20 protein-coding genes are annotated in these 16,444 nt (G+C 72.7%); 13 read left to right on the plus strand and 7 right to left on the minus strand.

The annotated features are described in order from the left end of the window. Nucleotides 1–203: 203 nt before the first annotated feature. Both purB and AC6CKD_RS31380 read left to right on the plus strand, forming a co-directional pair. Nucleotides 204–1,547, plus strand: a complete 1,344-nt coding sequence (gene purB, locus AC6CKD_RS31375; protein WP_498332062.1) for an adenylosuccinate lyase — start codon at nucleotides 204–206, stop codon at nucleotides 1,545–1,547. A gap of 34 nt (nucleotides 1,548–1,581) precedes the next feature. Beyond that, complete coding sequence (locus AC6CKD_RS31380) at nucleotides 1,582–1,950, plus strand: GNAT family N-acetyltransferase (RefSeq protein ID WP_498332064.1); 369 nt, start codon at nucleotides 1,582–1,584, stop codon at nucleotides 1,948–1,950. Here AC6CKD_RS31380 and AC6CKD_RS31385 read toward each other — a convergent pair. After that, nucleotides 1,898–3,334, minus strand: a complete 1,437-nt coding sequence (locus tag AC6CKD_RS31385) for an MFS transporter (protein WP_498332066.1) — start codon at nucleotides 3,332–3,334, stop codon at nucleotides 1,898–1,900. The two genes, AC6CKD_RS31380 and AC6CKD_RS31385, sit on opposite strands and share 53 nt — an antisense overlap. Before the next feature lie 311 nt (nucleotides 3,335–3,645). Between AC6CKD_RS31385 and AC6CKD_RS31390 the strand changes: the two genes are divergently transcribed. From AC6CKD_RS31390 to AC6CKD_RS31415, 6 genes are all read left to right on the plus strand, one after another. Then, nucleotides 3,646–3,801 carry a DUF6131 family protein gene (locus tag AC6CKD_RS31390; RefSeq protein ID WP_498332068.1) on the plus strand — a complete coding sequence of 52 codons (156 nt, stop codon included), beginning with the start codon at nucleotides 3,646–3,648 and terminating at the stop codon, nucleotides 3,799–3,801. A 37-nt stretch (nucleotides 3,802–3,838) separates the two neighbouring features. Beyond that, entirely contained in the window at nucleotides 3,839–4,072 is a 234-nt protein-coding gene (locus AC6CKD_RS31395) for a DUF6213 family protein (RefSeq protein WP_498332070.1), read from the plus strand. A gap of 150 nt (nucleotides 4,073–4,222) precedes the next feature. Beyond that, nucleotides 4,223–4,402 (plus strand): CsbD family protein, encoded by a 180-nt coding sequence (locus tag AC6CKD_RS31400; protein ID WP_498332072.1) that lies wholly within the window; start codon nucleotides 4,223–4,225, stop codon nucleotides 4,400–4,402. A gap of 2 nt (nucleotides 4,403–4,404) precedes the next feature. Continuing rightward, on the plus strand, nucleotides 4,405–4,776 hold the full coding sequence (locus AC6CKD_RS31405; protein WP_498332074.1) for an STAS domain-containing protein: 372 nt from the start codon (nucleotides 4,405–4,407) through the stop codon (nucleotides 4,774–4,776). A 60-nt stretch (nucleotides 4,777–4,836) separates the two neighbouring features. Then, on the plus strand, nucleotides 4,837–5,202 hold the full coding sequence (locus AC6CKD_RS31410) for an STAS domain-containing protein (protein ID WP_498332076.1): 366 nt from the start codon (nucleotides 4,837–4,839) through the stop codon (nucleotides 5,200–5,202). A 13-nt stretch (nucleotides 5,203–5,215) separates the two neighbouring features. After that, nucleotides 5,216–5,743: an ATP-binding protein gene (locus AC6CKD_RS31415; protein WP_498332077.1), complete on the plus strand. Its 528-nt coding sequence runs from the start codon at nucleotides 5,216–5,218 to the stop codon at nucleotides 5,741–5,743. 35 nt (nucleotides 5,744–5,778) lie between these two features. Here the strand turns inward: AC6CKD_RS31415 and AC6CKD_RS31420 are convergent, their stop codons facing one another. The 3 genes from AC6CKD_RS31420 to AC6CKD_RS31430 form a co-directional block, all read right to left on the minus strand. Then, the gene (locus AC6CKD_RS31420) at nucleotides 5,779–6,717 is read right to left on the minus strand and encodes a SigB/SigF/SigG family RNA polymerase sigma factor (protein WP_498332078.1); all 939 of its coding nucleotides are present in this window, start codon (nucleotides 6,715–6,717) and stop codon (nucleotides 5,779–5,781) included. A 112-nt stretch (nucleotides 6,718–6,829) separates the two neighbouring features. After that, a complete protein-coding gene (locus AC6CKD_RS31425; protein ID WP_498332080.1) occupies nucleotides 6,830–9,442 on the minus strand; it encodes a SpoIIE family protein phosphatase in 2,613 nt (870 codons plus the stop codon). A 50-nt stretch (nucleotides 9,443–9,492) separates the two neighbouring features. Then, entirely contained in the window at nucleotides 9,493–9,723 is a 231-nt protein-coding gene (locus AC6CKD_RS31430; protein WP_498332082.1) for a hypothetical protein, read from the minus strand. A 305-nt stretch (nucleotides 9,724–10,028) separates the two neighbouring features. On the opposite strand from AC6CKD_RS31430, the gene AC6CKD_RS31435 reads away from it, so the two are divergent. After that, complete coding sequence (locus tag AC6CKD_RS31435; protein WP_498332083.1) at nucleotides 10,029–10,382, plus strand: PRC-barrel domain-containing protein; 354 nt, start codon at nucleotides 10,029–10,031, stop codon at nucleotides 10,380–10,382. Nucleotides 10,383–10,418: 36 nt separating this feature from the next. On the opposite strand, the gene AC6CKD_RS31440 is transcribed toward AC6CKD_RS31435, so the two are convergent. From AC6CKD_RS31440 to AC6CKD_RS31450, 3 genes are read right to left on the minus strand one after another with little or no spacing between them, the layout of a single operon-like run. Then, the gene (locus tag AC6CKD_RS31440; protein WP_498332084.1) at nucleotides 10,419–11,210 is read right to left on the minus strand and encodes a GAF domain-containing protein; all 792 of its coding nucleotides are present in this window, start codon (nucleotides 11,208–11,210) and stop codon (nucleotides 10,419–10,421) included. After that, nucleotides 11,203–11,337 (minus strand): ANTAR domain-containing protein, encoded by a 135-nt coding sequence (locus AC6CKD_RS31445; protein WP_498332085.1) that lies wholly within the window; start codon nucleotides 11,335–11,337, stop codon nucleotides 11,203–11,205. Before AC6CKD_RS31445 ends, AC6CKD_RS31440 begins: the two co-directional genes overlap by 8 nt. Beyond that, on the minus strand, nucleotides 11,334–11,972 hold the full coding sequence (locus AC6CKD_RS31450; RefSeq protein WP_498332087.1) for a GAF domain-containing protein: 639 nt from the start codon (nucleotides 11,970–11,972) through the stop codon (nucleotides 11,334–11,336). The genes AC6CKD_RS31445 and AC6CKD_RS31450 overlap by 4 nt, the downstream gene beginning before the upstream one ends. 1,153 nt (nucleotides 11,973–13,125) lie before the next feature. Between AC6CKD_RS31450 and AC6CKD_RS31455 the strand changes: the two genes are divergently transcribed. The 4 genes from AC6CKD_RS31455 (at nucleotide 13,126) to AC6CKD_RS31470 (ending at nucleotide 16,420) form a co-directional block, all read left to right on the plus strand. Continuing rightward, the gene (locus tag AC6CKD_RS31455; RefSeq protein ID WP_498332256.1) at nucleotides 13,126–13,308 is read left to right on the plus strand and encodes a hypothetical protein; all 183 of its coding nucleotides are present in this window, start codon (nucleotides 13,126–13,128) and stop codon (nucleotides 13,306–13,308) included. Nucleotides 13,309–13,341: 33 nt separating this feature from the next. Continuing rightward, nucleotides 13,342–14,181, plus strand: coding sequence for a class II glutamine amidotransferase (locus AC6CKD_RS31460; RefSeq protein WP_498332089.1), 840 nt, complete (start codon nucleotides 13,342–13,344; stop codon nucleotides 14,179–14,181). A gap of 219 nt (nucleotides 14,182–14,400) precedes the next feature. Then, complete coding sequence (locus AC6CKD_RS31465; RefSeq protein WP_498332091.1) at nucleotides 14,401–15,546, plus strand: carboxylate-amine ligase; 1,146 nt, start codon at nucleotides 14,401–14,403, stop codon at nucleotides 15,544–15,546. A 331-nt stretch (nucleotides 15,547–15,877) separates the two neighbouring features. Further along, complete coding sequence (locus tag AC6CKD_RS31470) at nucleotides 15,878–16,420, plus strand: type 1 glutamine amidotransferase domain-containing protein (protein ID WP_498332092.1); 543 nt, start codon at nucleotides 15,878–15,880, stop codon at nucleotides 16,418–16,420. Nucleotides 16,421–16,444: the final 24 nt, after the last annotated feature.

Genomic DNA, 16,444 nt, shown 5'->3' on the forward strand with positions numbered 1-16,444 from the left:
CGGGAGGACACCGACCCGGGCGGCGGCGCGCCGGGCCGCCGCCGAAGACGCGGGCGGCTGTGGAGCGTCGCCACCTCCCCCCGCTCGCCGGAACTCCGGCAGGCAATAGCCAAAGGGACACTTCACCTATTACCGCAAGGAGGGCAGAGACGGGCGCCGGCCGACGGCATCGCGTGCCCTCGGGCAACGGGAAGGGGTGTGCCTTGATCCAGCGCTACGCGCTGCCGGAGATGGCGGCACTGTGGACCGCGGAGTGCGCGTACGAGACGTGGGTCCGGGTCGAAGTGCTGGCCAGCACCGCGCAGGCCGGGCTCGGAGTCGTCCCGGACGGGGCCCTGGCCGACATCCGGCGGGCCCCGGTGCCGTCGGTCGCGCGGATCCGGGAGCTGGAGGCCGAACGCGACCACGAGGTCCTCGCGTTCCTGGCCGCCTACACGGAGACGATGCCGGCCGGGTCGGCGCGCTGGGTCCATCACGGCATGACCAGCTACGACCTCGTCGACACCGGGCAGGGATACCTGCTCGCCCGCTCCATGGACCTCGTCCTGGACGCGGCCCGCTCCTTCACCCGGATCCTGACGGACCGGGCCCTGGAGCACTGGGACACCGTGTGCATCGCCCGTACCCACGGGATCCACGCCGAGCCGACCGGCTTCGGACAGAAGCTGGCCGTCCACGCCCAGGCCATGAGCCGCTGCCTGACCCGGCTGGCGGATGCCCGTACGGCGGTGGCCGTGGGGACCCTCTCGGGCCCCGTCGGCACCTACTCCCACATCTCCCCGCGCGTGGAGGAGTACGTGTGCGGGGAGCTGGGACTGGGGGTCGAACCGATCCCGACGCAGGTGGTCGCCCGCGACCGGCACGCCGAGCTGTTGTCCGCGCTCGCCATCACGGGTGCCGTCGTGGAGCAGTTCGCCCTGGAGATGCGGATGCTCCAGCGCACGGAGGTGCGCGAGGTCGACGAGCCCCGCACCAGCGCGTACCAGGGCTCCAGCGCCATGCCGCACAAGCGCAATCCGACGACCAGCGAGCGGCTGTGCGGACTGGCCCTGGTCCTGCGGGCCAACGCGGGCGCCGCGTACGAGAACATCGCGCTGTGGCACGAACGGGACCTGGCGCACTCCTCGGTGGAGCGGATCGTCCTGCCGGACAGCCTGACGATCGCGCACTACCAGCTGGTCTCGGCCGCGGCCCTCGTCCGGGGCCTGGAGGTCTTCCCCGACCGGATGGCCCGCAACATCGACGAGACGCACGGCCTCGTCCACTCCTCCGAGGTGTTCCTCGGCCTCGTCGCCGACGGCGCGGAACGCGAGCACGCGTACCGGCTGGTCCAGGCGGCCGCCGACCAAACCTGGCGTACGAACGTTCCGTTGGCCGACGCCCCGGCGGCCCGGGGGGTCACCGTTCCGGCCGGCCTCCTCGACCCCCGGCGGTTCCTCGCCAACCGGAACCACCTCAAGTCCCGGCTCGAAGAACTCGGCGAACGACTCGACCGACACCTCGGCGAGGAACACGGCAAGGAGCTGTACCAGCACGTGGAAGTGTGAACAGGTCATCGGCGGCGCCCTCGACGTGGAGGAGGTGGCCGCGCTGTACCGGGCGTCCACCCTCGCCGAACGACGCCCCGTGGAGGACACCCGGCGCTTCACCCGGATGCTGGCCGGCGCCAACCTCGTCATCGTCGCCCGCGACGAGGACGGCCGCCTCATCGGCATCTCCCGCTCGATCACGGACGGCGCGTACTCCACGTACCTCAGCGACCTCGCCGTCGACGCGGCGTACCAGGGCCAGGGGGTGGGCAAGGACCTCGTCCGGGCCACCCGCGAGGCCGCGCCCCAGGCCAAGCTGATCCTGCTGTCGGCCCCGGCGGCCGTGGACTACTACCCGCACATCGGGTTCACGGCGCACACCTCCGCCTGGCCGATGGACGGTCCGGCCGCCCAGGCCTGAGCCGCCGCCCCCGTACCCGTACGCGCGCGGCCGGAGCGGGCGTGGCGGGTACGGAGTCCAGGCGGCGGACGGCGGAGCGCCGCTGGACCACCGACAGGGCCGCGATCCCCGCGCCGAGGGCCAGCCAGCCCGCCGGGCCGGCCGTCATCACGACGCCCGTCAGGAGCAGCGGACCCGCGGACTTCTGGACGGACTGGGCCATGCCCGCCACTCCCAGGTACGAGGCCCGCGCCTCCTCGGGGGCGAGCGAGACCGCCAGTTCCCAGGAACTCACCGACCGCAGCAGCTCCGCCACCGTGACCAGGACCGCGGCGACCAGCAGGACCACCGACGCGGCCACGGCTCCGGCCCCCGCGGTGAGGGCCAGGAGGGTGCAGCACGCGAACATCGTCAGCCCGTAGACGGAGACGGCCGCCGCGGCCCGGTGCGGTTCCTCGAACCTGGCCGACACGCGGAGCTGGAGTACGACGACCAGCACGGTGTTGATGACGAGGAAGACCGGGACCAGGGTGTGCGGTGCGTCGGTGTGGACCACCAGCCACAGCGGCAGGCCGACGGCCAGGACCGAGTCGTCGAGGTGCATCGGGATGTCGAGGAGGACGAAGCGCAGGTAGCCGCGATCCCGCCACGGACTCGGCGCCCGCGTCCGGCCGGTGGTCGGCGCCTCCTCCGACGCCGCACCATCCCCCGACGCGGGGCCCCGCGCCGCCACATCCCCCGACGCGGGGCCCCGCGCCGCCGTGCCGCCGGTCGTCGTCACAACCCCCGTCGCCGCAGGCCCGGTCGGCGCGACCCCGGCCGTCGCAACGGCGCCCGCCTCCCCGACACCCGCGGCCACCCGCCGCCCCTCGGCCCGCGGTTCCCTGGTGCGCCGGACCAGCGCGGCGGCCGCGAGGAAGGACAGGGCGTTGGCCAGGATCAGCGCCTGGTACGCCGCCGGCGTCCCCACCGCGAGACCGGCGGCGGCGATGCCCGCGCCAACCGCGTAGCCGGCGTTCGCCGTACTGCGCGACAGCGCCTGATAGGTGCCGCGCCGCTCCCCCGCCACCCGTGTGGCGAAGAGCATCTCGAGCGCCTTGGCCGCCCGGTCGCCCAGGTAGGTGACGGCGACCAGGGGCAACAGCACGTCGAAGCGGGTGACGACGAGCAGTGCGCCGAGGGTTCCGAGGCGCAGCAGATGACAGCCGATCAGCAGGGACCGCACCGGGAAGCGGCCCGCCAGGTGTCCCGCCAGGGGCGACCCGACGATGCCCGCCACGGCCGCGGCGCCCAGCAGCAGTCCGATCCGGGCGGCGTCCAGGCCCATGACGAAGGTGAAGTAGAGGACCGAGGCGGCGGCCCACACGCCCGTGCCGGTGCGGTCGAGCAGCTGGGCGAACAGCATGATCCGGGCGTCCCGGCCCCCGGGCGGCCGCCGCAACTGTGCCACCAGCCCGGGTCGCCGCGGCCCCCGCCCCGGCCCCGACGGCCCCTGCCACCCCTGCCACCCCTGCGAACCCTTCCGGGTCCCCGTGCCGCGCCACCACATCCCGTGCCTCCGACCCCCGCGAAAGTATCTCGATATCGAGATACCAGCGGAAGCCTGCCCGAGATGAATCTTGACGTCAAGATACTTCGAGCGTGCGAGAGGGCCGCCGGCGCGCGCATTCCGACGCCGGATCGGGGCAGAAGCAGCCTGCGAGATGGGAGAACATCATGATTGCGCTAGGCATCGTCCTGTTGATCGTCGGCTATCTCCTCGGCATTTCGATCCTGTGGACGCTGGGAATCATCCTGATCGTCATCGGGGTCGTCCTGTGGGTGCTCGGCTCGGTCGGGCACGCGGTCGGAGGACGTCGTCACTATTGGTAGCGCGGACCCGTACGGACGCTTCCCGGGAGACGGTTTCATGATCCAGATGTCCATACCGCTGATACCCGCGGATGACGGCGTCCTGATCCCCGCCGATCACGTCACCGGCCTCCTGCGCGGCCTCGCGGCCGACTGGCTCGAATCGGAGGACACCGGAGAAATGCGCGGGGACGAGCAGACCGTCCGGGACTTGGCGAACGTACTGACCGAACTCGCCGATCAGATCGATGTCGAATGCATCGGGTTCGCTTCGGCCGCTCCGCATCCGTAGGGCGGCCGCACCGGAAGCTGCGCCCGCCCACCGGCGCACTGCCGCTTCAAGCGACAGATTTCAGGCGATTCGTCATATATTGCAGGCGGACGTCCCCTGACGCATGGTGGCAGCAGCACCACCCGCACTTCTCAGGAAGGAACGCCGGTCATGAGCAAGGCAAAGGCAAAGGCGAAGCAGGCCAAGGGAGAGCTCAAGGAGAACCTCGGCAGCGCGATGGACGACACGCGCATGCAAGCAGAGGGAAGCGGCGAGCAGATGGCCGGCAAGGCTGAGGAAACGGCCTCCCAGGCCACGGACAAGATGAAGAAGGCCAAGGGCCAGCGCTAAGAATGCCCGAAGAGCCTCACGAGCACGATCCCGCGCAACCGCCCCCGTCGACGGGGGCGGTTGCGCGGGAGAGCGTGGTCCGCCTGTCCGGCGAGATGGACATCAGCCGCGTCGACGAGGTGCGCGCCCTGCTGCTCGAAGCGGTGACCCGAACGGACGGCCCCGCCGACATCGTCGTCGATCTCAGCGGTCTCACCTTCTGCGATTCGGCCGGACTTAACCTGCTGCTCCGGGCCCGCCTGCAGGCGGTGGAGTCAGGTCACACCCTGCGCCTGGCCGCACCCAGCGCGCAGATGCTCCGCCTGCTGGAGATCACCGACTCCCTCGCCCTTTTCCCCATCGACCTCGCCCCGCCCGGGTTTGACGCCCTATGACGGGGTAGGCGCGAGACGTAACCGGTGTCGAGACCCAAACCACCGGGGGAAGGGGTTCTCATGCCCTCGGCGGACGATGACCGCTTCGCGGTCGACGTACGACCCCTCGACGGTGCCACCGTCCTGACCTTGGCCGGCGAGCTCGACCACGACACCGCCGAGCCCCTGCGCGCGGCTCTCGAAGCTGCCCGGACAGGTGGCGGGCGACGCCTGCTGGTCGACGTCAGCGGTCTGCTGTTCTGTGATTCCACGGGATTGAACGTGTTGTTGCACAGTCGGCTCGCGGCCCGGGAAACGGGTGGCAGCCTCGAACTGATCGGGCTGCACCGGCCGGTCGCGCGCATGTTCCACATCACGGGCGCCGCAGGGCTCTTCCCGCAGCACCCCGATGTGGAGGCGGCACTGGCGAGTCCCCGGTGCGCGTAGCGGAGGAGCACCGATGAGCGAGCGCCGGTCACCCGAGTGGACCCGGCGTCTGCTGTTGCACGGCACCACGGATGTCGTCGGCCGGTGCCGCGACTTCACCCGCCGGGCCCTGACCGAATGGCAGTGGCTGCCGGAGGCCGGGAACGGGAACGGAAGCGGGAGCGGGAGCGGGACCGGCACCGAGGACGAGGCCGCGGAAACCGCGGACGACGTGCTGCTCCTGGTGTCCGAAGTCGTGGCCAATGCCTGTATGCACGCGGGCGGGCCCCGCTCTCTGCTCTTGCACTGCACCGGCGATCGGCTGCGCATCGAGGTCACGGACGGCAGTCCGGCGGTGCCCGTCTTCCACTACCCCTCCGATCCGGCCCGGCCCGGCGGGCACGGGCTGCTCATCGTGGAGCGGCTGGCCCGTGCGTGGGGGGCGGATCCCGTGGACGGGGGGAAGTGCGTGTGGGTGGAGGTCGTCACTCCACTGGCCCTCCGGGGGGACGCCGAGGCGCCCGCGCGCCGACCGGGCAGGTCTCCCCGCCCGAACGGTTGAGCGTGGGCCCGGCATCACCGGCTCAGCGCTCGGCCCTACGTCTCGGGGCCACTCGGCGCGCGCGCCCGGAGCGGCTCCGCGATCGCACCCTCCCGGGCCTTCTCGTCGCCCTCGTCCTCTTCCTCGTCCTGCAGCATCCCGGTCCGCAGCCTGGCCATGATGCGGCTCAGCAGCCGTGAGACGTGCATCTGGGAGAGCCCCAGCCGAGCGCCGATCTCGGCCTGGTTCAGCTCCTCGCCGAAGCGCAGCGAGAGGATCAGCCGGTCGCGGTCACTGAGCGTGGCGAGCAGCGGTTTCAGCGTTTCCAGGCACTCGATGAGGTCGTACGCCGCCTCTTCCTCCCCCAGCGGCCACGCCCGGGTGCCGCCCTCCGCCTCGGGCCCCACCGGCGCGTCCAGCGATCCCGCCACGTAGCCGTTGGCCGCCCGGCGGCCTTCGTCCAGCGCCTCCGTGCTGATGCCGAGGTGCTCTGCCAGCTCGAGGTCGGTCGGGTGCCGCCCGAGCCGCTGTTCGAGCACGTCGTGGGTTTTGGCGATGTCGAGCCGGAGTTCCTGGAGCCGCCGCGGGACCTTCACGGACCAGCTCGTGTCGCGGAAGAACCGCTTCATCTCGCCGGTGATGGTCGGAATGGCGAACGTGGTGAATTCGACCCCGCGCTCGACGTCGTACCGGTTGATCGCCTTGATCAGGCCTACCGTGCCGACCTGGACGATGTCCTCCAGGGGCTCCGAGCGGTTGCGGAACCGGCGTGCCACGTACTTCACCAGGCTGAGGTTGAGCTCGACGAGCGTATTGCGCACGTACGAGTACTCGGCCGTCCCCTCGCGCAGCTCCTTCAGCCGCCGGAAGAGCGCGGTGGACAGCGTCCGCGCCTCGCCGGTGCTGGCGGTGAGCGGGTCCTCGGGGAGGTCTGGGGTCTGGGCACGGAGTTCGATGCGGAACGGATCCGTGATGTCGCCGGATACGGGTGCCATGAGTTCCTCCGACGGGTCGGTGGGTACCGGCCGCCCCTGAGCGGGGCGGCAAGAACCGTCGTGGTCTTCCCGGAGGGATATACCCACATAGGGGAAATATGACCCTCTTTTTTTACGGAACCTCCCGGTCGGGGCCGTCCGCGTCCGGAACGTGAAGGTCCAGGACGCAGACGTCGTCGCGATGGGTCGCGCACAGCGCGGCGAGCCTGCGGGCGAGGGTTTCGCCGTGGCCCTCCCCGAGGAGTCGCAGGACCGACGCCGCGAGGCGGTCGAGTCCGGCTTCGATGTTCTCACCCGGCTCCTCCACCAGCCCGTCGGTGTAGAACAGCAGGTGGTCGCCGGGCAGCAGGTCGATGACGGCCTGCTCGTAAGAGGCTTCGAAGGTCGCGCCGAGCAGGGTGCCCTGCGGCTGCTCGAGGAACTCCGCCCGGCCGCCGCGGATCAGCAGGGGCGGCAGGTGGCCCGCCCGTACCCACATCAGCCGCCGGTCCCAGGGCTGGTACCGGGCCATGACCATGGTGGCGGTGGCACTCCCCGAGGGGTCCGAACCGGTGTGCAGCAGGAGGGTGTTGAGTCGGCGCAGGACGTCGGGCAGGGCCGACCCGGTGACCGTCATGCCCTTCGTGGTGAACCGGAGCTGGGCCATGGTCCCGACGGCCGCCAGACCGTGCCCGGCCACGTCTCCCACGACGAACAGAGCGCTCCCGTCGGGGAGTTCGATGGCGCTGTACCAGTCGCCGCCGACGTTGATCCCGCTGTCGGCGGGGACGTAGGCCACGTCGATGCGGAGACCCGCCAGTTCCAGGGACTGTTCGGGGATCGGCAGCAGGGTGTCCTGGAGGCGTGCGGCGAGCGCGCGTTCGGCCTGGAGCATGCCGCGCTGGAGGAGGACGGCCCGCTCGCTCTCGCGCAACGCGACTTCCACGTCGTGCTGCGCGGTCAGGTCCTGGAAGAAGCCGTGTACCTCGACGGGGGCGCCGTCGGCGTCCGTCTGTGCCTCGGCGACGATCCGGAGGTGCCGGACTCCGCGCGCGGTGGTGATCCTGAACGCCTGGTCGATGGCCTGCCCCTCGCTCAGCAGCCGTTCGACGGCGGCACCGAGCTGCGGAAGGTCGTCGGGGACGAGGTGGTGCGGCAGTTCCTCCAGCGTCATCGGGCCCCGGGCCGGATCCCGGCCGAAGATGGCATAGACCTGCTCGGACCAACTGACGGTGTCGGTGACCAGGTTCCAGGCCGCCCAGCCCAGGTTGCCGAGGCGCTGCATGTCGGCCAGCCGGCGCGTCTCGCGCTGGCTGCTGTCGTGGCAGACCCAGGACACGACCAAGTGGTCTCCGAGCCTGGAAGCCCGGACCGAGTAGACGGACTGCCGGGGCACGCCGGCGATCACTTCCTCGTAGGTGAAGGGTTCCCCTTCGTACCTGGTTCCGGTGGTGAGCGTCTTGAGGTAGCCCTCCCAGAGCGCGGTGCCCGCCACCGTCGGGTACGTCTCCAGGATCCGGCGACCCACGAGTTCCTTCCCCCGCCGGCCGACGACGTCCACCGACTCGGGCGCGGCCGCGTCGATGCGGTAGTCCTCCACCTCCCCCGCCTCCGAGCGCAGGGGGGTGAGCAGGGTCGCGGGTCCGGCCATGGTGTCCAGGATCAGCTGGACGGCCGCCGCGTAGTCTCCGCCCGCCACCACGGTCTCCGTGTCGCGGGCGCGTTCCGGCGCCCCCAGGGGCCCCGCGCACAACCGGGTCGCCTGGCGCAGCAACGCCCGGGTGTCGGCTGCGAAGGGGCCGGGCCGTGTGCGCAGGAACCCGACGGCCACCGTCGGGGGTCCGTCGCCGGGCACGGGGATCCAGGCCCGCGAAGGCCAGCGCTCCGGCGGGTCGCCGATCAGCAGATAGCGCCGGGCGTCCTGTTCGGGGTCCTCCAGCCAGAGGGCGCGGCGGCCGGCGATCGCTTCGAGGCCGGCGACCCCGATCAGTGGGGGAACGTGGCGCCACTGCTCGGCCAGCGCCTCGTCGATTCCGGCACTTCCGCTCAGGTCCAGGCTTCCGGCGGCGGCCACGGCGTAGATCATCACCGCGTCCACGCCGGTGGCCCCGCCGAGCACGCTCACCAGCAGCTCCGCGATGTCGTCGCCGCCGTGCGCCACGGCCAGTCCGTCGGCCACCCGGGACAGGAGCGCACTGAGTTCGGCCGCACCTTGGTGGCGGCCGGACAGATAGCGCCGCCTGCTGAACGCCGAGGCACCCGGCGGCGCACTGAGTTCGGCCGCACCTTGGTGGCGGCCGGACAGATAGCGCCGCCTGCTGAACGCCGAGGCACCCGGCTCACCCGGCTCCGTCTCCGGGGCCTTCTCCATCTCCGAGGCCTTCTCCGCGTCCGGGGCCTTCTCCGCGCCCGGGGGCTCCTTCGGGCCCGTGGCCGCAGCTGTGGGCAGGGAGATCCGGGCGGTCCCCGGCGGCCGGCGCACGCGGACCTGGCCCAGCGCGATCCAGCATTCCTCCAGGACGGTGCGGCCGCGCCGGGCGGCGCGTTCGAGAAGCAGTTCGTACGCGTCGCCGGCGGAGACTCCCGCCTGGGCCATCAGTACGCCCTTGGCCCGCTCGACGACGGCCGTCGTCGCGGCCACGCCCTCCAGGTCCACGACTTCGGAGCGGAGTCTGGCCACCACCTTGGCGAGCGCCACCACCTCGGGTGCGGCGCCCTCACCCACGGGTGCGGCATCGCGCTTCACATCTTGAGCATGGCACGCCCACCCTGCGGGCGCCCAGGTGCGACCCGGCCTCACTCACCGCGCGGGCCGACCCACCGGGTGCCCTTCCCGTCCGGCTTCTCGGGCTGCTGGGGACGGTCCAGACGGCTGGCTTCGTCCGTGTCGGCCGCCGTCGTGGTTTTGTCGTCGTGACGCTCGGTGGTCCTGTCGTCGTGACGCTCGGTGTGCGCCTTGCGGCGCTTGTCCTGTTTCCCCTCTCCTTCCAGCGGCACTCCTCCTGCGCCACCCTGCTCGTCGTCCATGGCCGTCCTCCTCCTCGCTCGACGGAATCCCCGCACGGGCGGCTGCCCCGCTCGGGGTCCCGCAAACAAACCGGCGTGCACGCTCACCGCACCGCGCAGGCGTCGGCCGCGCGCGACCGGGTAGGCGCCCGGCGCGGGATGCGGCCTCGGCCTCATGGCTGCGACGGGGGTCGCATTCCGTCGTCGCGGGACGGCGACGGCCCGTACGGGCGCCGGGAGGGCCCGGACCACCGAGCAAGGCGTACGCGGACCCTTTCCGGGAAGGCGCGGAAGAAGGAAAGGACACGCACGGAGAGGCTCGAACCATGAGCGGGCAAGACATCTGGGGCCACGAAGACGCCACCGGCTATGCGAAGGGGATCGACCTCGTCGGCTACAAGGTCGAGGCCACGGACGGCGCCATCGGGAAGGTCGACAAGCACTCCGAGGAAGTCGGGGCCTCCCTCATCGTCGTCGACACCGGCATGTGGATCTTCGGCAAGCACGTCCTGCTCCCGGCCGGCGTCATCACGCGGATCGACACGGGCGAGCAGACCGTCCACGTCGACAGGAGCAAGGAACAGATCAAGAACGCGCCGGAATTCGACGCGTCCAAGTACGACACGGGGCCCAGCTATCTGGAGCAGTTCGCCCGGTACTACAACCAGCCCCACATGTGACTCCGTCCGCCTCCGCCTCCCGTCGCCGGGGCGCGCTCATCCCCCTCGCGCTAATCCCCCTCGAAGGGCTCCGCCAGTACGTCCTCCGGGCGGATCTCGCGCCGTACGAGCCGCGCGGCGGCGTCGGCGGTCCGCAGCCGGCGCCGTGCGGCGAAGGCGCGCAGGTGCAGTTCCGCCTCGTGGGGCCGTAGGGATGCGGTGGCGGCGAGCACGCCGTGTCGACGACGGCCTTCGTCGAAAGCGCCGCCTGGGTGCGGGTGACGATGTCGGCGACTCCCAGGGGCTCCCGTACCCAGGTGAGCAGGGCGTCGTCGCGACGTCGGCCAGGGCCCGCAGCACCCCGATCTCGTCCGCGGTGAGCGTGGTGGGGACCCGGGCGAGCAGGTTGAGCGCTCCCAGCGTGTGGTCCCGGGCGCGCAGCGGCAAGGCGTGCGCGCTCTCGTATCCGCTGCTGCGGGCCACCCGGAGGAAGACCGGCCAGCGTTCCTCGTGGTCGCTCAGCCGGTCGGCGTGGACCGGAGCGCCGAAGGTGAAGGCGTCGACGCACGGGCCCTGACTGGCCTGTGCCTGCATCAGCTCGGTGAGGGCGTCCGTGGCCGCGGCCGGCCGGAGCTGGTCGCGGGCGTTGGCGAGCATGACTCCCGCGGCGTCCACCCGCGTGAGCGCGACGCAGTGGCGGACCAGGCGGTCGAGGAGCGTCAGGGGGTCGACGTCGTCGGTGAGGGTGTCGCTGAGGTCCACGAAGGCCTCCGCCAGCTGCTGGTCGCTCGTCATGCCGGTCTCACCGCTTCCGTGCTCCGACCCGTCGGTGGGGGCGGGCCTAGTCATGAAACCTGATTCTCCCGGCGATGACGTCGAAAGCCGCCTCGGTGACGGACTGCCCGCCGGCGAAGGCGTGGGCCCTCAGGCGGGCCAGGGCCTGAGGGGGGCCGATCCCCAAATGAACCATGATCATTCCGGTTGCCTGGTGGACTTCCTCGTGGTCCGTCTCGGCTCGTCCAGCCAGGAGCCGTCCAGTCCCTCTCCGGCGTCCCGCGCCTGGAGGGCGAGCAGGGCGGTCGTGATGGGGTCCGCCGCGGCGCACGCGAAGGAGCGGTCCCGCGCGGACCGCGGACCGGTGCTGTCGCGGTAGAGGTCGAGCGTGCCGATCGCGAGGGCGCTGCTGCCCAACGGGAGCGAGAAGACGGCCCGGACCCCGAGTTCCACGGCCTGCTGGGTGAAGACGACCTCACGGGCGGCGTCCGCGCCGCCCGTGAGGTCCGGGGCGAGCACCGGGGCGACGTGCGTGACAGCGGTCACGCACGGCCCGTCGCCGAGGGTGTACTGGGTCTCGGCGAGGCGGCCCGCGCCGTCGTCGCTCGGCCACCACAGGGTCCGCGTGTCCATGTCCCCGCCCGTCAGCGAAATCAAGGCGCCCGTGACCTCCATGAGGTCGACGCACTCCCGGCACAGAGCGGCGGGCACGTCGGTACCGGTGACACCGCACACGGCTCCCGCGAAGAGTTCGCCGAGCCGCCCGGTGGTCTCCGTGTCGGGGTGGGGGCCGCCGCCGGGGGACCGCCCGTCGTCCTCCGGTTGCACGGGGTCCACGGCCATCACCTCCACCCGTCGGGCCCGTTCCGCCCCGTCCTCCCCCACACCGGGGGCGCCCCGCACGCACCCCGACCGGCGGGTCACGTCCCGGCGGGTTGCCGTCCCGGGGCAGGGGTGTCCGTCGTCGGCGCGGGCCCGGCGGGCGCCCTCCGCGCGCCACCACGGTCCCTGGCGTCGAGGCTCCGGCGCAGCGTGGCATCCTCCGCGTCCGGCCCACTGCCGGAGGGGCTGCGTAGCGAGAGGCGCAGGAATCGGGGGGCGTGGCGTACCCGTCCAGGGTGCGTACGAACTCCACCAGGACGGCGGAATCGCCGTCGGCGAACCGGCGCCGACGGACCGGGGCGGCAGGACGGCCGGCCCGCGCCCGATCGCTTCCGCGCCGCCGGCAGCGGGCTCCGCCGGGCCGTCGGGGCACAGGCGGAGCCAGGAACTGAACGTGCGTGGTCCGGAGCGCCAAGAATGGCGCGGCGGGCAGCGGAAGGGCGGAGCCGTGGCCCGCTGCCGCCCAGCGGCGCCACCGCCCGCCGGCGCCACGGCTCAGCGGCGCAGTCCGGGTGACCGGGATGACGACGGGCTCAAGTGACCGGCTCCGGGGCCGGCACGGGGCCCGGCAGGGGCCCCGGCGGCGGGTGCCGATCGGGCCGCGGTGCCGGGGGCGGATCGGGTTCGGGCTGCGGAGGCGCCGGCGGCACCGGGTCCGGCCCGGGCGCCGGTACCGGTCCCGGCAACGGCCCGGGTTGCGGTCCCGGGCCGGGGCCCGGCGCGGGGGTCGGGTTGGGTGGCACCGGGTCGTTCGGCGGTGTCCCCATCGACGCTCCCGCCCCTGGTGCCGGACGGGGACGGGTGGGCGGGCGGCCTTCGGAATGGGTCATGCTGCGTCCGATCGTTCGTGCGGGAACCGGCGCGACGCCGGTCGGGCACCTGGTGGTGCCCCGGTGCGCACGTCACTGCTGCCCGGCAGCAGGCGCGGCATCCCGCGCCTACCCGCATCGCCGGTCCGTAGACGCCCCTCGCCGGCGTGGGCCCCTGCCGCCGAGCGGCCCTGTGGGAAAGCGCCTAGCGGTGGCAGCCGCCGCGGGCGCTGGGCCTCACCGGCCGCGGTCGGTGAGGCCGGAGACCCAGTCGGGCATGGCCGTGGCCAGGCTCGGGCATGGTCGTGGCCAGCCCGGGCATGGTCGTGGCCAGCCCGGGCATGGTCGTGGCCCGCACCCGGCTCGGCGGCACCCGGGTGGCGGACCTGCCGATCGCGGAGCAGCTTCCGCGGATCTGCCGCACGGCACCCGTCCTCCGCCGCGGGCCCCGCCGCGGTGGCGGCCGACTGCCGCGGGGTTAGGCTCGGAATGAGGCCGCGAAAGGAAGGTTGCGCATGTGCCGGTGGCTCGCCTACTCGGGTTCCCCCATGCTGCTCGACGCCGTGCTCTACCGTCCGGAGCACTCGCTCATCAACCAGAGCCTCCATGCCCGGATGGGTGTGGAGACGACGAACGGCGACGGATTCGGGCTCGGCTGGTACAGCGGCAACGGGGACGGCACACCGGCGGTCTTCCGGGACATCGCCCCGGCCTGGAACAACCGCAATCTGCGCGAGCTCGCGGCTCACGTACGGTCGCACCTGTTCTTCGCGCACGTGCGCGCCTCGACGGGCTCGGCCGTCCAGCAGACCAACTGCCACCCGTTCCGTCACGGCCGGTGGCTGTGGATGCACAACGGGGCCATCGCGGACTTCCACCGGCTGCAGCGCGACCTCTGCCTGGCCGTCGACCCGGCGCTCTTCCCGTCCATCGAGGGGTCCACCGACTCCGAGGTGATGTTCTACCTGGCGGTGACCTTCGGGCTCGACCAGGACGTCCCCGTGGCGGTGGCCAGGATGGCCGGGCTCGTGGAGCGGCTCGGCAAGGAGCACGGTGTCGCGGAACCGCTCCAGATGACCCTGGCCATCAGCGACGGCGAGCGGCTCTGGGCCTTCCGCTACTCCAGCCAGGGTGCGTCCCGGTCCCTCTTCTACAGCAGCCGCGCCGAGACCGTCCGCCACCTCCACCCCGAGGTGGAGTACCTCCAGGAGATCTCCGACGCCTCGCGCCTCGTGGTCTCCGAACCGCTGGGGGACCTGCCCGGCGTGTGGAACGAGCTTCCCGAGGCCAGCTACACGGTGATCCCGTCCGTCCACGAGCAGGACTACCTGCCGTTCGTCCCGGAGTACGGCTGACGGCCCGCGCCGGACCCGGCAGGCCGCGCCCCGGCCCCCGCCGTCACCGGTCCCCCTGCGTGCGCCGCGCTTCGAGGGGTAGGAGCCCTTCATCAGCCGGCCCGGGACGCCGGGGCCCGATCGACCGCTGATCTGCCTCGACTCACGGAGGGGCTTTCGATGTCACTGACCGTATCCACATCCGCAGCCACATCCGGACAGAAGGAAAGCGCCGCACCAGTGTCGGCCGCCGCGGACCACGGCCGCGAGGGCGTCTCCGGACGTGTCCGTGCCCTGACCATGGGCGTCGAGGAGGAGTTCCTGCTCGTCGACCGCTGCAGCCGGGCCCCGGTGGGGCGCGGCCCCCGCGTCATAGAAGCGGCCGCGCACGCACTCGGCCCGCTGGTCCAGCCGGAGTTCTTCACCGCCCAGGTCGAGGTGTGCACCACCCCCACCGCGAGTGCCGCCGCGCTCCGAGCAGAGCTGTCCCGGCTCCGGGCCGAGGTGATCCGTGCCGCGGCCGCCGAGGAGTGCCTGCTGCTGGCCGCCGGAACCCCCGTCGTACCGCCCGAGCATCCCCTGACGGTCACCCGCAACGAGCGCTACCGCAGGATGGAGTCGCGCTTCGCCTCGGTCCTCGGCAACTACGACCAGGCGGTCTGCGGCTGCCACGTCCACATCGGCATCGACTCCCGGGCGCAGGCCCTGGACCTCGCGAACCGGATGCGTCCGTGGCTGCCCGTGCTCCAGTCCCTCGCGGCCAACTCCCCCTTCGACCGGGGCAGGGACTCCGGCTACGCCAGTTGGCGCGCCGTGGAGCACGCCCGCTGGCCCACCGTCGGACCCGCCCCGGTCCTCGACGAGGCCTCGTACGAGCACTGCGCCGACGAGCTCGTGCGCAGCGGCACGGTGCTGGACCGGGGGATGATCTACTGGTACGCCCGCCCGTCCGAGCACGTGCCGACGCTGGAGATCCGCGTCGCCGACGTGAACGCCCGGCTCGATACCGTCGTCCTCCTGGCCGTGCTGGTACGGGGCCTGGCCGCCACCCTGCGCACGGAGGCGGCCGAGGGCGCACCGGCCCCCGAGCCGCATTCGGCGATGCTCCGCGAAGCCCACCGGCTCGCGGCCGCCCACGGCCTGCACGGCAACGGCCTCGACCCCGTCGGCGGCGCCGCGGTGCCCGCCTGGACCCTGGTCTCCCGGCTGCGGGAACGCGCGGCCCCGGGGCTCTCGGCGTCGGGCGACGCGGTCCTCGTCGACGACCTGCTCGACGAGGTCCGGACCGAGGGAACCGGAGCGGCACGGCAACGGGCCGCGCACCGGCGTGACGGACGGCTCAGCCGGGTCGTGGACAGCCTGGTGGAGGCCGTGGCCGCGCCCTGAGGGCCCCCGCCCGACACCCCGCCTGGAGATGCCGGCCGGGTGGATTGGGGAGCGCGGGAGAGGGCAGGCGCCGTGCGTGCGGCGGGCCCGCACGCACGGATCCCGTGGGGAGTTCCACGGGACGGAACCCGGAGGTGAAGCGCATGGAGCGGACCACCGAACCGCGCCCCGAGGGCCCCGGACCCACGCCCGAAGGGCCTGATCCGCTGCCCCGCGATCCCGTGCCCGCGCGCCCCGGCCCCGAGCCCGACGACCCGCGACCGGCTCCGGAGCCCTCGCCCAGCGAACGGCCCGTGGTGCCCGAACCCCCCGACTGAAGGAGGCGAGTCCGGTGCGCATCGCCTTTCTGACCGCGCCCGAGGGCGTGGAGGAGATCGAACTCACGGAGCCCTGGAAGGCCGTCGAGCGGGCCGGGTGGAATCCGCAGCTCGTCTCGACCGGACCGGGCCGGGTCCGCGCCTACCATCATCTCGACGAGGCCGGCAGCTTCCCCGTCGACCACATCCTCGCGGGTGACACCGCGGACGCCTTCGACGCCCTCGTCCTGCCCGGGGGGCTGGCCAACCCCGACGCCCTGCGCCTGAACGAGCGGGCCGTCGGGTTCACCCGTAGCTTCTTCGAGGCGGGCAAGCCCGTCGCGGCGATCTGTCACGCGCCGTGGATGCTGGTGGAGGCGGACGTCGTCCGGGGCCGCACGCTGACCTCGTGGCCGAGCCTGGCCACCGACATCCGCAACGCCGGGGGCGTCTGGGTGGACGAACCCCTGCGCGTCTGCGAAGCGGCGCCCTCGACGCTCGTCACCAGCCGCAAACCGGACGACCTCGATGCCTTCTGCGCGGCGATCGTGGAGCAGTTCGGGAACGGACGGCCCTGACGACACGGCCGCGGAGTCGGCCGT

The sequence above is a fragment of the Streptomyces sp. GQ60 genome (assembly GCF_059758875.1).

Coding starts and splice junctions, on each gene's coding strand:
- AC6CKD_RS31385 (WP_498332066.1), bottom strand. CDS start 3,334: ATGCTGTTCGCCCAGCTGCTCGACCGCACCGGCACGGGCGTGTGGGCC.
- AC6CKD_RS31390 (WP_498332068.1), top strand. CDS start 3,646: ATGATTGCGCTAGGCATCGTCCTGTTGATCGTCGGCTATCTCCTCGGC.
- AC6CKD_RS31395 (WP_498332070.1), top strand. CDS start 3,839: ATGATCCAGATGTCCATACCGCTGATACCCGCGGATGACGGCGTCCTG.
- AC6CKD_RS31400 (WP_498332072.1), top strand. CDS start 4,223: ATGAGCAAGGCAAAGGCAAAGGCGAAGCAGGCCAAGGGAGAGCTCAAG.
- AC6CKD_RS31405 (WP_498332074.1), top strand. CDS start 4,405: ATGCCCGAAGAGCCTCACGAGCACGATCCCGCGCAACCGCCCCCGTCG.
- AC6CKD_RS31410 (WP_498332076.1), top strand. CDS start 4,837: ATGCCCTCGGCGGACGATGACCGCTTCGCGGTCGACGTACGACCCCTC.
- AC6CKD_RS31415 (WP_498332077.1), top strand. CDS start 5,216: ATGAGCGAGCGCCGGTCACCCGAGTGGACCCGGCGTCTGCTGTTGCAC.
- AC6CKD_RS31420 (WP_498332078.1), bottom strand. CDS start 6,717: ATGGCACCCGTATCCGGCGACATCACGGATCCGTTCCGCATCGAACTC.
- AC6CKD_RS31430 (WP_498332082.1), bottom strand. CDS start 9,723: ATGGACGACGAGCAGGGTGGCGCAGGAGGAGTGCCGCTGGAAGGAGAG.
- AC6CKD_RS31435 (WP_498332083.1), top strand. CDS start 10,029: ATGAGCGGGCAAGACATCTGGGGCCACGAAGACGCCACCGGCTATGCG.
- AC6CKD_RS31440 (WP_498332084.1), bottom strand. CDS start 11,210: ATGACTAGGCCCGCCCCCACCGACGGGTCGGAGCACGGAAGCGGTGAG.
- AC6CKD_RS31445 (WP_498332085.1), bottom strand. CDS start 11,337: ATGATCATGGTTCATTTGGGGATCGGCCCCCCTCAGGCCCTGGCCCGC.
- AC6CKD_RS31455 (WP_498332256.1), top strand. CDS start 13,126: ATGGTCGTGGCCAGCCCGGGCATGGTCGTGGCCAGCCCGGGCATGGTC.
- AC6CKD_RS31460 (WP_498332089.1), top strand. CDS start 13,342: ATGTGCCGGTGGCTCGCCTACTCGGGTTCCCCCATGCTGCTCGACGCC.